Origin of the sequence: Ciceribacter lividus, assembly GCF_003337715.1 — a bacterium.
Taxonomy (GTDB): domain Bacteria; phylum Pseudomonadota; class Alphaproteobacteria; order Rhizobiales; family Rhizobiaceae; genus Allorhizobium; species Allorhizobium lividum.
On the sequence record NZ_QPIX01000010.1, the window covers coordinates 13,055 to 25,947 of the forward strand.

Sequence of the window (12,893 nt, forward strand, 5' to 3'; positions counted from 1 at the left end):
CGGCCCTTGCGCGTCGACCTTTGATCAGTTACCGATATATCCACCGGAATATATCGATGATCAGAGGGGTTTCACAAATGAAAGTCTTTGCAAGGGCATCTCGTCTTCTCGGTGCAGCGGTCGTCGCCGGTGCCGTCTTCCTTTCGCCGCTTGCCGCGTCGGCGGCCGATGCCGTGACGGTCTTTGCGGCGGCGAGCCTCAAGGATGTGCTCGGTGAAATCGCCGCCGACTGGAAGGCGGAAACGGGCGGGGAGGTCACGCTCTCCTTCGCCGGCAGCTCCGCACTTGCCAAGCAGATCGGGGAAGGGGCGCCCGCCGACCTCTTCATCTCGGCCGACCTCAAGTGGATGGATTACGTCGAGAAGGCGGGTCTGCTCGCCGAAGGCACCCGCGTGAACCTGCTCGGCAACCGGATCGTGCTGATCGCTCCTTCCGACAGCACAGTCTCGCTTTCGATCGGCAAGGACTTCCCGCTTGCAAGCACCCTCGGCGACGGACACCTCGCCATGGCCAATACCGATGCCGTGCCGGCCGGCGTCTACGGCAAGGCGGCGCTCGAAAATCTCGGCGTCTGGGACAGCGTCAAGGATCGCGTCGCCCAGGCGGAAAACGTCCGCGCCGCGCTCCTCCTCGTTTCGCGCGCCGAGGCGCCGCTCGGCATCGTCTACGAGACGGACGCCAAGGCCGATCCGAAGGTGAAGGTGATCGACCGCTTCCCCGAAGGCAGCCATCCGGCGATCGTCTATCCGGCCGCCGTGCTCAAGGATGCGGAAAACGCCGATGCGGCGGCATTTCTCTCTTACCTTCAGTCGCCGAAGGCCTATGATCGCTTCACGGCTGCCGGTTTCACGGTGCTTGCCAAGACGAACTGACACCGGAGACCGAGGGTAACGCCGCCGTGACGCTATCGCCGGAAGAACTGACGGCCATGCTTCTCAGCCTGAAGGTCGCGGCGACAGCCGTGGCCTTTTCCGTGCCGGCCGGCGTGGCTGTCGCCCTTCTGTTGTCGCGCGGCAAGTTCTTCGGCAAGGCGCTCCTGAACGGCATCGTCTACCTGCCGCTCATCCTGCCGCCGGTCGTCACCGGCTACCTCCTGCTCTTGACCTTCGGGCGCAAGGGGGCGGTTGGCGCCTTTCTCGACCAGTGGTTCGGCCTCGTCTTTTCCTTCCGCTGGACCGGGGCGGCGCTCGCCGCCGGCGTCATGGGTTTTCCGCTGCTGGTGCGTTCGATCCGCCTCTCGCTCGACAATGTCGACCGCAGGCTGGAGGCGGCCGCCTCGACGCTCGGCGCCAGCCGCGCGTGGGTCTTTGTCACGGTGACTCTGCCGCTGATCGTGCCGGGCATCGTCGCCGGCGCGGTGCTCGCCTTCGCCAAGGCGATGGGCGAGTTCGGCGCGACCATCACCTTCGTCTCCAACATTCCCGGTGAGACCCAGACGCTCGCCTCGGCGATCTACACCTATACCCAGGTGCCCGGCGGCGAGTTCGCGGCGATGCGGCTCACACTCGTGTCGATCGTGATCTCGCTCACCGCCGTGATCGCCTCCGAGCTTCTGGCGCGCCGCCTCGCCGCCGGCACGGGGGCGCAATGAGGCTGCGCATCGACGTCCGCCATCGCCGCGATGGCTTCGCACTCATCGCCGATCTCTCAATCGGCGCCGGCCTGACCGCCCTTTTCGGTCCCTCCGGCTCGGGAAAAACCACATTGGTCAATCTCGTCGCCGGGCTCGAAAGGCCGCAGGAGGGGCGGATCGCCTTCGACGGCGAGATCTGGAGTGATGCGGAACTGGGGCTTTTCGTACCGCCGCACCGGCGGCGGATCGGCTATGTCTTCCAGGAAGGACGGTTGTTCCCGCACCTGACCGTCCGGCAGAATCTCGCCTACGCCCGGCGCTTCACGCCGGCCGCCGAGCGCCGCGAGTCGCTGGAGCGCGTCGTCGATCTCCTCGGCATCGGCCGCCTGCTCGACCGCCGGCCGGCCAATCTATCGGGCGGGGAAAAGCAGCGCGTGGCGCTCGGGCGCGCCCTGATGACGAGCCCGCGGCTGCTCCTGATGGACGAGCCGCTCTCGGCGCTGGACAATGAACTGAAGGCGGCGATCCTCCCGGACATCGAGCGCATCCGCGACGAGGTCGGCATCCCGATCCTCTATGTCAGCCACGCGATCGAGGAGGTCGCCCGCCTCGCGACCCGAGTGGTCGTGCTCGCCGGCGGCCGGGCCACCGCGATCGGAGCGCCGGACGAGGTGCTCAACATCGTTCCCTCGGCGACGGGCGTCCTGCAGCCGGGCAACTTTCTCCACGCCGTCGTGACCGGCCACAGCCCCGACGAGGGGCTGACGCTCGCCGACAGTCGCGCCGGACCGCTTTTCCTGCGTCAGGCCGATATGGCGGTCGGCACGCATATCCGCGTCTTCGTGCCGACCAGCGAGATCGTTCTTGCGACGACGCTGCCGGACGGCATATCGACCCTCAACCGGCTTTCGGGGCATGTGGCGGCGCTTACTGATTCCGGCCATTCCGTCATGGTGACGGTCGATTGCAATGGTGAGCGGCTCGTCGCCGAAGTCACGCGCCGCTCGGCTGCAGACCTCGAACTGGAACCGGGAAAGCCCGTCCACCTTCTCTTCAAGGCGGTGTCGATCGCCACCGAAGGCCTGTTCCGTCAGGCGTGACGAATGTCGGGGACCGCGTGCCGCCCCTCAATCGTCGCCGTCCACGTCGGCGGCACCATGCGGACGATAGGCCATGTCGAGCGCGCCTTCTACCCAGGCGAGATCATGTTCGAGCGCGCGCCGGCTCTCTTCCTCCATGCGCCGGCAGCAGGAAAGCAGCCTCTCCCCGAAAGGGGTCAGCTCGGCGCCGCCGCCGCTTTTTCCCCCGTGCCGGGTGACGATCGAGGGTTCCTGGAACATGCGGTTGATCTCGTCGGCGAGCAGCCAGGCCCGGCGATAGGACATGCCCATGGCGGCACCGGCGGCGCGGATCGATCCATGCTCGACAATGTTGGCGAGAAGCTGTGCCTTGCCGGGGCCGAGCCGCGTGCCGTTCGGCAGGTCGATCCGGAGCGTCAGCCGCGCGGTCATTGCGGCAGCACCATCTTGCCGGGGTTCATGACGCCGGCGGGATCGAAGGCCTGCTTGATGCGGTTCATCAGCTCCGTCTCGATTGCCGGGCGCGTGGCGATCAGCTCGTCGCGCTTCAGCTGGCCGACCCCGTGTTCGGCGGAGATCGACCCACCCGCCTTGCGGACGATTGCATGCACGATCGCGTTGATCTCCCGCCAGCGGGCGATGAAGGCGGTCTTGTCCGCCCCGACCGGCTGGCTGATGTTGTAATGGATATTGCCGTCGCCGAGATGGCCGAAGGCGCAGATGCGGGCGCCGGGCATCGCCGCCATTACCGCCGCGCCGGCCTCCTCGAGGAACTGCGGAATCCGGGCGACCGGCACCGATACGTCGTGCTTGATCGAGCCGCCCTCCGGCTTCTGCGCCTCCGACATGCTTTCGCGCATGTGCCAGAGCGCGTCCTGCTGGGCGAGCGAGGCGGCGATCACGGCGTCCTGAACGAGGTCCACCTCGAAGGCCTGTTCCATCAGCGTGGTGATCATCGCCTCGGCGGTCTCTGCCGAGTCAGACGTCGAGATGTCGATCAGCGCATACCAGTCATGGGCGGTGTCGAGCGGATCGCGCACCCCCGGAATATGCCGTGTGGTGAATTCGACGCCGATGCGCGGCATCAGTTCGAAGCCGGTGAGTGCCGTGCCGCAGAGAAGCGAGGCACGCTCGAAGAGTGCCAGCGCATCGGCGGGAGACTTCAGTCCGGCAAAGGCGACCTGCCGCCCGCGCGGCCTTGGGAAAAGCTTCAGCACCGCGCCGGTGATGATGCCGAGCGTGCCTTCGGCGCCGATGAAGAGGTCGCGCAGGTCGTAGCCGCTATTGTCCTTCTTGAGCCGCCGCAGCCCGTCCCAGATCTCGCCGGTCGGCAACACCACTTCAAGCCCGAGGCAGAGCTGGCGCATGTTGCCGTAGGCGAGCACGGCGGTGCCGCCGGCATTGGTGGAGAGATTACCGCCGATGCGGCAGCTTCCTTCCGATCCGAGGGAGAGCGGGAAGAGCCGCTCATGCGCCTCCGCTGCCTTCTGGACGTCGGCGAGGATGCAGCCGCCGTCGACGACGATCACGTCGCCCACGGTGTCCACCTCGCGGACGCGGTTCATGCGTTCGAGCGACAGCACGACGTCGCGGCTTTCCTCCCGCGGCACCTGCCCGCCGACGAGGCCGGTGCGTCCGCCGGCCGGGACGATCGGTGTGCCGGTCGCGCTTGCAAGCTTCAGGATCGCCGCGACTTCTTCCGTCGAGCCGGGCTTGAGGACGAGCGGCGAGGTGCCGTGGTAGAGGCCGCGACCCTCGACGAGATAGGGCTCGATGTCTGCGGCCGCCGTCAGCGCATGGGCGGGGCCGACGATGTCGATGAACTGCCGCAGGAGGGCATTTGCTGAATCCATCTTTCCTCTCCCTGGCTAGCTCTCTCTGGGGGCGGCCGCCCGCTTCAGGCGGTCGTTGATCGCCTCGCCGAGCCCGCGGTTCGGAACGGGCGTGACGGCGATGTGCGCAGCCCCGCTCGCATCGGCCTTCTTCATGTAATCGAAGAGATTGGCGGCTGCTTCCGCAAGATCGCCGCGGGGGCTGAGGTCGAGCACCAGCCTTGCGTCGTCCTCGCCCTCGACAGACACGCCGGCGAAGCGGATCAGCGCATCGCCCGGTGCGATGCGCCGTGCCTCGAGCTGCATCGCGGCATTCGGCGCGTAGTGGGAGGCGAGCATGCCCGGCGCTTCGATGGCCGCGCCGGCGCCGGCCGGGCGTTCAACCGGCAATCCGCTTGCCTCTTCGAGCGCGTCGACCGCGATCCCGCCCGGACGCAAAAGCCGGAGCCTGTCGGGTTCGACGCGCACGATCGTCGATTCGACCCCGACCCGGCACGGGCCGCCGTCGAGCACGAGTTCGATCCGCCCGCCGAGATCGTCGAGCACATGGCGCGCGGTGGTCGGGCTGATCTTCCCGGAGGAGTTGGCGCTGGGTGCGGCCAGCGGGTGGCCGAAGGCGCGGATGAGGTCGCCGGCAAAGCCCTGCGGCACGCGCACGCCGACCGTGTCGAGGCCCGCGGTCGCCAGCGGATGGATGCCGCTTTCCGGCTTCAGTGGCAGAACGAGGGTCAGCGGGCCGGGCCAGAAGCGTTCGGCGAGCCTGCGCGACACCGGATCGAAGACGGCGTAGCGCTCGGCCATCTGAAGGTCTGCCATATGGCAGATCAGCGGATTGAAGCGAGGACGTCCCTTGGTCTCGTAGATGCGGGTGATCGCGGCGGGATCGGTGGCGTCGGCGGCGAGTCCGTAGACCGTCTCGGTCGGCACCGCCACGGGCAGGCCACGCGACAGCACCGCCACCGCCTCGGTGATCGCCTCCTGCCGGGCGGTTTCGATTGAGATGCATCTTGCCATGTCGCCGCTCGCAACGTCCTGTTTTCCCGTCAATAGCGTGTCTTGCATGCCGGGACCAACCTCTTTTTGCCCTTCCGGGCGGAGCCTGCGCGGCCTTTGTCCACAGGTGGGAGAACCGCCTCGCGGACGGTCGCTAAAACTTTATCCATCGGCGTAACCGAAAGAAAGAATTCTGCCTCTTATAGTCGGCTCGAACGACAGATTCGCCTCGAAATGCCGGAACAACAAACATGCTTCCTCCGAAGAACCCCGCCTCCAGTATTGCCCTGCGCGTCGCCACCGCAATGCACCAGATGGGCATCGACGGCCTGCCGCGGAACTACGAACTGGTCTACGAGGCCTATGCCGGCAGCAACCCCGAACTCGTCCGGGAATTCGTGGCGCTCGGCAAGAACAAGACACAGGACGCGCTCGATGCGCTGGGGCGGAAATACCTGCCGCACCACCACGAAGCAGGTCTTCTGAGCCGCCAGAACGGCCATGTCCGCGCCGAGATGAGCAATTTCATCAGCCTGCTGAACGAGGAGAAAGTCTCGCTGACCGATTACGGCCGCCTGATCGGCGATGCCTCGCGGGTGATCCTGGCCGACGGCGACATCGACCACGTCGAGCTCGGGCAATCGATCACCGCGCTCAAGGTCGCGACGGAGAAGCGGGCGACCCAGAACAGCACCGTCGTGCGCGCGGTCGTCAACAAGACGGCGGCGCTTGCCGACCTGCAGCGCGAGGCGGAAGAGGCGGAAACGGCGAAGTTCGTCGACGCGCTTACCGGGCTCGGAAGCCGCCGCGCCTTCAACAAGGCGCTCGCCAAGGTCTATGCCAATCCCAACATGCCGGTACTGTCCGGGCTCGCCGTCGGCGAGATCGACGACTACGGCCGTATTTCCGAACAGATGGGCGCCACCGTCGCCGAGCGCTTCCTGAAGCAGGTGTCGAAGATCGTGCAGGCGGTGACGAACGGCGGCGACCTCGCCTGCCGTTTCGACGGTGCGCGCTTCGGCATGCTCTTCTATACCTCCGAACAGGAGGAAGTGAGCCGCATTGTCGATCTGGTGCGGGCGAAGCTTGCCTCGACGGCGGTCGTCAATAGTGGCTCCGGCCGTTCGCTCGGCCAGGCGCAGATGTCCTTCGGCATCTGTTTCTCCGAACAGGCGCCGAACGCCTTCGACCTCACGAGCTATGCGGAGCGGGCACTCGCCACTTCGAAGGCTGCGGGTGGTAACACCGTCACGGTCTATGGTGCGGGCGAGGGCGGCTTCGTTCCGAAGGATTGGCTGATCTACAGGAAGCAGTCCGTCGGCGGCTTCGGCGGGTGACGATCACAAGCGCCGTCGTCAGAGGGCGGCGATGATCTTGCGCAGTTCGACGTCGCGGGCACCCAGCATCAGCACGTTCTTCAGGGCTTCCTTGGGGTCCCGGGTGCGGAAGAGCACGCCGTTGTCGCGGACCGAGCGGTCGATTGCCATCGAGCGGCTGTCGCGATCGGGCTGGATCGCGACGGCGAAATACATGCGCGAGAAATCCGGACGGATGCGCTCGAAGAACTGTTCGGTGCCGCCGATGTCGGCGAAGAAATTGGTGAGGTAGAACGCCCACTTCACATCGGCAAAGCGGGCGAAGCTGGTGCGTGCCGACGTCACGTGGCAGTAGCCGAGATGCGGCTGGTTCTCGAGCGTGCGGTGAAAGATGAGTTTCGGGAAACGGATCGACCGGTGAAAGGCGTTGATCCGTTCGTGGGTCGTCTCGCCCGCGGCCTCCAGCTTGCGGCCGGTGCGTTCGGCGACCTCCGCGTGGGTGAGGTAGCGGCGCTCTTCCGGCACCCAGTCCTCACGCCGCCGCGAGATTCGCCCCGTGCGCAGGAATTCGCTGTGCACGGCCTTGAGCGCCGACGGCGGGGCATCGCTTTTCTTCAGTGCGAAATATCTGAACTTCGGCATGTTCCAACTTCAGCAGCAAGGGCGAGGCTCTGAACGAGCCTCCGGCAAGTCGCCATTATGGAGCGCATTCGTTACGCGAAGCTTGCGTCGCCATTGGCTGCCATTGCCCGTTTCCGCGCCGTCGCCCGCTTGCCAATTTGCGCCAATCCGCTTCTTCGAAAGAACTTTGATTGATGGTTTAAGTGCAGGTTTAAAAACGGTTATTCGCGAAATCTCGATTTGCTTCCAGGGCCGGTTTGCGATGTCGTGATTGCTTGAGGCGATGTCGTTTCGCAGCGCAGCAGAGACATGTCGCCTGTGGTTAGATAATCGAAGGACGGCGTCAGCATCCAGTCTGTACCGCCGGCCAGCACCTTTCTACCCACGCCCGTCGAACGAGGACACCAATGGATCTGCACGGTTCCGTGTTGCGTCAACTCAAGAGCCGCCGCGAAGGCTTCAGCCTCGCGCAGCCCTTCTACATCGATCCCGACTACTTCAAGCTCGACATGGAGATGATCTGGTATCGCGACTGGCTGTTCATCGGCCACGACTGCGAGGTCCCGCGGGCGGGCAATTATTTCACCGCCCAGATCGGCGACTATCCGGTGGTGGTCGTGCGCGGCAAGGACGGCGCGATCCGCGCCTTCCACAACACCTGCCGCCATCGCGGCCACCGCGTCTGCACCTCCGATCGCGGCGCCTCCGCCAAGCTCGTCTGCCCCTATCACCAGTGGACCTACGATCTCGACGGCTCGCTCGTTTTCGCCCGCCAGATGGGCGAGACCTTCGACAAAAGCGAGTTCGGCCTGAAGTCCGTTCATTGCGAAAGCGTCGGCGGCTACATTTTCGTCTGCCTCGCCGACGATGCGCCGGATTTCGCGCCGGTGCGCGCCACCATCGAGCCCTACCTGAAGCCCCATCGGCTGTGGGAGGCCAAGGTCGCCCATCGCAGCACGATCATCGAGAAGGGCAACTGGAAGCTCGTCTGGGAAAACAACCGCGAGTGCTACCACTGCGCCGGCAACCATCCGGAGCTTTGCCGCACCTATCCGGAAGCGCCGACGGCGACGGGCGTACAAGGCGCCAAGGACGATCCCTTCATCACCGCGCACTGGGCGCGCTGCGAGGGGGCCGGCCTGCCGAGCGAGTTCCGGATGGATCCGACCGGCCAGTTCCGCGTCGCCCGCATGCCGCTGATCCAGGAAGCCGAAAGCTATACGCTGAGCGGTAAACCGGCCGTCCGCCGTCCGCTCTCCGCCGACGTGCCGATCAGCCATGTCGGTACCATGCTGCTCTTCCACTATCCGACGACCTGGAACCACATCCTCGGCGATCACGCGATTTCCTTCCGCGTGCTGCCGCTGTCGGCGGAGGAGACCGCCGTCACCACCACCTGGCTCGTCAACAAGGACGCCGTGGAAGGGGTGGACTACGATCTCGACGAACTGACCCATGTCTGGACCATGACCAACGACCAGGACCGGGCGATCGTCGAGGAGAACGCCTTCGGTATCCGCTCACCGGCCTATGAGCCCGGCCCCTATTCGCTGGAACACGAAGGCGGCGTCATGCAGTTCGTCGAGTGGTACTCGAACTTCATGGTCAACCGTCTCCAGGGCGACAAGGCCCGTCTTTCCGCGGTCGCCTGACATGAACATCGCCGTCACCAATTACCGCCACGTCGACGAGATGCGCCCCTGGTCGGATCGGGAGCACAAGCTCACCTGCGTCGCCGTCACGCCGGAAGCGCCCGACGTGATGACCTTCACCTTCCGGCCGGATCGCGCCGGCCTCTGGTTCCGTTATCTGCCCGGCCAGTTCGTCACGCTCGAACTGCCGGTCGGCCAGGAGCCGGTGCTGCGCACCTATACGCTCTCCTCCAGCCCGTCGCGGCCCTACACGGTCGCGGTGACGGTGAAGGCGCAGAAGGATTCGGTCGGCACTCGCTGGATGTTCGACCACCTGAAGCCGGGTATGGTGCTGAAGGCGATCGGCCCGCTCGGCGATTTCTCCTATGTTCGGCATCCCGGCCGCAAATACCTCTTCATTTCTGCCGGCTCCGGTATCACGCCGATGATCTCGATGACCCGCGACCTGGGTGACCGCGCGCCCGACAGCGACGTTACCTTCGTGCACTGCGCCCGCACGCCGGACGACATCATCTTCCGTGCGGAGCTGGAGGCCAAGGCCCGCGAGATGGAGAATCTCACCCTCGGCTTCATCGTCCGGCAGACCGCCCGCGGCCAGCTGTGGTCCGGCCTCAAAGGGCGGATCGACAAGGCGAAGATCGCGCTGCTCGCGCCCGATTTCCTCGACCGAACCGTCTTCTGCTGCGGACCGGAGCCGTTCATGGCAACGGTGCGGGAATCGCTCGCCAGCGCCGGCTTCGACATGAAGAACTATCACGAGGAGGCCTTTCAGCCGGTGAAGCCGGAGCCTCCGGTGGTGGTTGCCGATCCCTCGGGCGAGGTCGTGCCGACGAAGGTCACGTTCGCGATGTCCGGCAAGGAGGGCACCTGCGAGCCCGGCCACACCCTCCTGCAGGCGGCCCGTGCCGCAGGCGTGCGCATCGGTGCGGCCTGCGAATCCGGCCTCTGCGGCACCTGCAAGGTGATGAAGCTCTCCGGCGAGGTGGAGATGAGCCACAATGGCGGCATCCTCGACGACGAGGTCGACGAGGGTTACGTGCTCGCCTGCTGCTCGCGCCCGAAGGGCGACGTCGAAATCGAGGCCTGAGCGTCGCCGTTCCGGAACAACATGGCGCGCCCGGACGTTTTCCCGACGTCCGGGTGGCAGAACGCGCATGAACGCGTCGTTCAGGATGCCTTTTCTATCCCGGCGGGTATCTTGTTGCGACAATACTACGCTTTCGTTTTCCCGGCAAAGTCGTGGTATGATGTCGAACGTGAACTAGGATGGAGTGAGAGTGTCATGAATACGACCGTTAAGCGCTGGGCCGCGCTTGCTCTGGCCTCCGCCCTGACGATGGGCGTATATGTACCCGCCGAGGCGGTGACCATGCCCGTGCCCGCTCCGAAGGTGGAGACCTCGGGCGACGTGCTCCAGGTCCATTACCGCGTCTACTATCGCGCGCCTTACTACTACTATCGCGGCTATCGCGGCTATCGTCACCCGCGCCCCGGCTATCGTTACTATAACGGCTACTGGTTCCCGCTCGCCGCCTTCGGCGCCGGTCTCATCATTGGCGGTGCGCTTGCCACGCCGACCGTCCCGCGCGCCGGCATGGGCCTCAACCCGCGGCACTATCAGTGGTGCCGGGCACGCTACCGGTCGTACGACCCGTACTCCAACACCTTCCAGCCTTATCACGGGCCGCGCCGCCAGTGCTTTTCGCCGTACTACTGAGCAATTGGCGCTCGCATCGACTTCGAAACATGCCCGGCTTCGACCGGGCATTTTCGTCGGCGGACATCTGACCTGCGACGAAAAAGGGGCACCGGCCTGAGCCGATGCCCCTCCAGAAGCGGTGAGCGTGTCCGTCAGCCGATCATCGCGTTGTCGTCGCGCTTGATCGCGATGACGGTCGAGCGCGGCAGCTTGCCTTCGCCGTCCGGGAAGGGCGCGTCGGGATGCTGGATGCCGACGAAGTGGGTGCGCTTGTCGGACGACCAGGTCTGGCCGGTGACTTCCGATCCCTTCGGCGCCGTCAGGAAGCGCTCGATGCGGCCCGTGGCCGGATCGCCCGCAAGCATCTGGTTGTTGCCCTGGCCGGCGAAGTCGCCTTCGTTCGAATCCTCGCCGTCCGTCTGGATCCAGAGGAGGCCGGTGGTGTCGAACATCATGCCGTCCGGCGAGTTGAACATGTTGCCGGAATTGATGTTCGAGGAGCCGGCATAGGCGTCCTTGTGAACATCCGGGTTGCCGGCCATGCAGAACAGGTCCCACTTGAACTTGCCGTCGGCATGGTCGTCGTTTTCCGGATACCAGCGGACGATCTGGCCGTATTCGTTCTCGGCGCGCGGGTTCGGGCCGCCGACCGGCATCTCGTCGCCGCCGGCATTCTTCTTGATGCCGCGCTTGCTGTTGTTGGTCAGCGCGCAATAGGCCTCGATGGCCACCGGGTTGATGGCAACCCATTCCGGACGGTCCATGGTGGTCGCGCCGACCTTCGAGGCGGCCTGGCGGGTGAAGACGCAGATCTCGTCCATCTTCATGCCGGTCGTCTCCGGCGTCAGCGCCAGCCATTCGCCGTTGCCGTCGTCGGAAAACTTCGCGACGAAGAGCGTGCCCTCGTCGAGCAGCTTCGAGGTGTCGCCGCCCGGAACGTAGATGCCGTTCGAGACATACTTGTAGAGGAATTCGCCGCGCTCGTCGTCGCCCATGTAGACGACCACGCGCCCGTCACGGGCGATCACCACGGCGGCGTTCTCGTGCTTGATGCGGCCGAGCGCCGTGCGCTTGACCGGGGTCGACGTGGCGTTCGACGGATCGATCTCGACCACGTAGCCGGCGCGGCGCGGCTCGTTCGGGTTCTTCGAGAGGTCGAAGCGCTCGTCGAACTTTTCGTAGGCGTAGCGGGTCTCGGCCGTGATGCCGTAGCGGGCATAGTCCTCGGGCAGGGCGAAGTTCGCATCCGTCGAGCCGAAGTAGCCGTTGAAGTTCTCTTCGCAGGTGAGATAGGTGCCCCACGGCGTCCGGCCGGCGCCGCAATTGTTGAAGGTGCCGAGACTGTCGGTGCCGTTCGGATCGGCCGCGGTCTTGACGAGGTCGGAACCGGCGGCCGGACCCGAAAGCGTCATCGGCGTGTTGTGATGGATGCGGCGATTGAACGGGCTGTCGAGCACGATCTGCCAGCCGTCCTCGCCCTCGGCGACTTCCATGACGGTCACGCCCTGCATGTTCTGCAGGATCTTCACGTCGTCGGCCGATTGCGGAACGCCCTTTTCGGTGTGCGGAAGGTTGATTTCCGGGTTCACGTATTCGTGGTTGATGGCGATCACCTGATGGCCGCCGATCACGAAGAGCTCCATGCCGTCGGTATTCTCGCCGAAGACCTTGTCGGAGTTTTCGAGGCTGACGCCCTTCGCCGGATCGACGTCCGGAACGTTTGAGAACAGCGGCTGGCCCCACTTGGCGAGCGGCTGCCAGCTATAGCCTTCCGGAACGTGCACGGTATTGTCGGTCGCGATCGGAAGCGGCTTGAACTGGAAGCGGGAGGCTGCTTCCTGGGCTTCCGCCGAGGTCGAGCTCATCAGGTTGCCGAGCGTGCCCATGGCGGCGGCGGCCGAACCGAAGGCGAGAACGCCGCCGAGGAAACCGCGGCGCGAGATCGCCCGCTCGACGACGCGGTCGAAGTCGGTTTCGGCCGGCGGCGGGTTCTGCAGTTCGTCCCATTCGTCCCAAGACAGCTTGCTGGTGTCGACATCAGTCATGGCTTGCTCCTGTGTTGGCGCTGTTCACGTGTCCGAACTGCGGGTTACCGGGCTGCCGTTACAGTTCTGTGACGGGTCGGGGC

The 12,893-nt window shown here is 65.4% G+C and carries 12 protein-coding genes; 7 read left to right on the forward strand and 5 right to left on the reverse strand.

What is annotated here, in order from left to right:
* Positions 1-77 precede the first annotated feature (77 nt).
* The 3 genes from modA to modC are packed head-to-tail and all read left to right on the forward strand — an operon-like array spanning position 78 to position 2,673.
* Positions 78-872, forward strand: a complete 795-nt coding sequence (gene modA / locus DFR48_RS16850) for a molybdate ABC transporter substrate-binding protein (protein ID WP_114364382.1) — start codon at positions 78-80, stop codon at positions 870-872.
* A 26-nt stretch (positions 873-898) separates the two neighbouring features.
* Positions 899-1,591 carry a molybdate ABC transporter permease subunit gene (gene modB, locus DFR48_RS16855; RefSeq protein ID WP_114364383.1) on the forward strand — a complete coding sequence of 231 codons (693 nt, stop codon included), beginning with the start codon at positions 899-901 and terminating at the stop codon, positions 1,589-1,591.
* On the forward strand, positions 1,588-2,673 hold the full coding sequence (gene modC / locus DFR48_RS16860) for a molybdenum ABC transporter ATP-binding protein (RefSeq protein ID WP_114364384.1): 1,086 nt from the start codon (positions 1,588-1,590) through the stop codon (positions 2,671-2,673). Before modB ends, modC begins: the two co-directional genes overlap by 4 nt.
* A gap of 27 nt (positions 2,674-2,700) precedes the next feature.
* On the opposite strand, the gene DFR48_RS16865 is transcribed toward modC, so the two are convergent.
* Genes DFR48_RS16865 through DFR48_RS16875 form a run of 3 tightly spaced genes read right to left on the reverse strand, consistent with a single transcriptional unit; the run spans position 2,701 to position 5,498 of the window.
* Positions 2,701-3,084 carry a winged helix-turn-helix domain-containing protein gene (locus tag DFR48_RS16865; RefSeq protein WP_114364385.1) on the reverse strand — a complete coding sequence of 128 codons (384 nt, stop codon included), beginning with the start codon at positions 3,082-3,084 and terminating at the stop codon, positions 2,701-2,703.
* Positions 3,081-4,505: an FAD-binding oxidoreductase gene (locus tag DFR48_RS16870; RefSeq protein WP_114364386.1), complete on the reverse strand. Its 1,425-nt coding sequence runs from the start codon at positions 4,503-4,505 to the stop codon at positions 3,081-3,083. Before DFR48_RS16870 ends, DFR48_RS16865 begins: the two co-directional genes overlap by 4 nt.
* Before the next feature lie 15 nt (positions 4,506-4,520).
* Entirely contained in the window at positions 4,521-5,498 is a 978-nt protein-coding gene (locus DFR48_RS16875) for an L-threonylcarbamoyladenylate synthase (protein WP_114364387.1), read from the reverse strand.
* A gap of 230 nt (positions 5,499-5,728) precedes the next feature.
* On the opposite strand from DFR48_RS16875, the gene DFR48_RS16880 reads away from it, so the two are divergent.
* Positions 5,729-6,814 (forward strand): diguanylate cyclase domain-containing protein, encoded by a 1,086-nt coding sequence (locus DFR48_RS16880; protein WP_114364388.1) that lies wholly within the window; start codon positions 5,729-5,731, stop codon positions 6,812-6,814.
* An 18-nt stretch (positions 6,815-6,832) separates the two neighbouring features.
* On the opposite strand, the gene DFR48_RS16885 is transcribed toward DFR48_RS16880, so the two are convergent.
* Positions 6,833-7,435 carry a DUF6656 family protein gene (locus DFR48_RS16885; protein WP_114364389.1) on the reverse strand — a complete coding sequence of 201 codons (603 nt, stop codon included), beginning with the start codon at positions 7,433-7,435 and terminating at the stop codon, positions 6,833-6,835.
* 386 nt (positions 7,436-7,821) lie between these two features.
* On the opposite strand from DFR48_RS16885, the gene DFR48_RS16890 reads away from it, so the two are divergent.
* The 3 genes from DFR48_RS16890 to DFR48_RS16900 all read left to right on the forward strand — a co-directional run bounded on the left by DFR48_RS16890 (position 7,822) and on the right by DFR48_RS16900 (position 10,783).
* Positions 7,822-9,066, forward strand: coding sequence for an aromatic ring-hydroxylating oxygenase subunit alpha (locus tag DFR48_RS16890; RefSeq protein WP_114364390.1), 1,245 nt, complete (start codon positions 7,822-7,824; stop codon positions 9,064-9,066).
* Position 9,067: 1 nt separating this feature from the next.
* Positions 9,068-10,153: an FAD-binding oxidoreductase gene (locus tag DFR48_RS16895; protein ID WP_114364391.1), complete on the forward strand. Its 1,086-nt coding sequence runs from the start codon at positions 9,068-9,070 to the stop codon at positions 10,151-10,153.
* 195 nt (positions 10,154-10,348) lie between these two features.
* Positions 10,349-10,783: a BA14K family protein gene (locus DFR48_RS16900; RefSeq protein ID WP_114364392.1), complete on the forward strand. Its 435-nt coding sequence runs from the start codon at positions 10,349-10,351 to the stop codon at positions 10,781-10,783.
* A gap of 134 nt (positions 10,784-10,917) precedes the next feature.
* Here DFR48_RS16900 and DFR48_RS16905 read toward each other — a convergent pair whose 3' ends face one another.
* Positions 10,918-12,810: a PhoX family protein gene (locus DFR48_RS16905; protein WP_114364393.1), complete on the reverse strand. Its 1,893-nt coding sequence runs from the start codon at positions 12,808-12,810 to the stop codon at positions 10,918-10,920.
* Between the last annotated feature and the right edge of the window lie 83 nt (positions 12,811-12,893).

What these genes read in the sequence shown, in the direction of transcription:
- modA (WP_114364382.1), top strand. Translation starts at nt 78, where the DNA reads ATGAAAGTCTTTGCAAGGGCATCTCGTCTTCTCGGTGCAGCGGTCGTC.
- modC (WP_114364384.1), top strand. Translation starts at nt 1,588, where the DNA reads ATGAGGCTGCGCATCGACGTCCGCCATCGCCGCGATGGCTTCGCACTC.
- DFR48_RS16865 (WP_114364385.1), bottom strand. Translation starts at nt 3,084, where the DNA reads ATGACCGCGCGGCTGACGCTCCGGATCGACCTGCCGAACGGCACGCGG.
- DFR48_RS16870 (WP_114364386.1), bottom strand. Translation starts at nt 4,505, where the DNA reads ATGGATTCAGCAAATGCCCTCCTGCGGCAGTTCATCGACATCGTCGGC.
- DFR48_RS16875 (WP_114364387.1), bottom strand. Translation starts at nt 5,498, where the DNA reads ATGGCAAGATGCATCTCAATCGAAACCGCCCGGCAGGAGGCGATCACC.
- DFR48_RS16880 (WP_114364388.1), top strand. Translation starts at nt 5,729, where the DNA reads ATGCTTCCTCCGAAGAACCCCGCCTCCAGTATTGCCCTGCGCGTCGCC.
- DFR48_RS16885 (WP_114364389.1), bottom strand. Translation starts at nt 7,435, where the DNA reads ATGCCGAAGTTCAGATATTTCGCACTGAAGAAAAGCGATGCCCCGCCG.
- DFR48_RS16890 (WP_114364390.1), top strand. Translation starts at nt 7,822, where the DNA reads ATGGATCTGCACGGTTCCGTGTTGCGTCAACTCAAGAGCCGCCGCGAA.
- DFR48_RS16895 (WP_114364391.1), top strand. Translation starts at nt 9,068, where the DNA reads ATGAACATCGCCGTCACCAATTACCGCCACGTCGACGAGATGCGCCCC.
- DFR48_RS16900 (WP_114364392.1), top strand. Translation starts at nt 10,349, where the DNA reads ATGAATACGACCGTTAAGCGCTGGGCCGCGCTTGCTCTGGCCTCCGCC.
- DFR48_RS16905 (WP_114364393.1), bottom strand. Translation starts at nt 12,810, where the DNA reads ATGACTGATGTCGACACCAGCAAGCTGTCTTGGGACGAATGGGACGAA.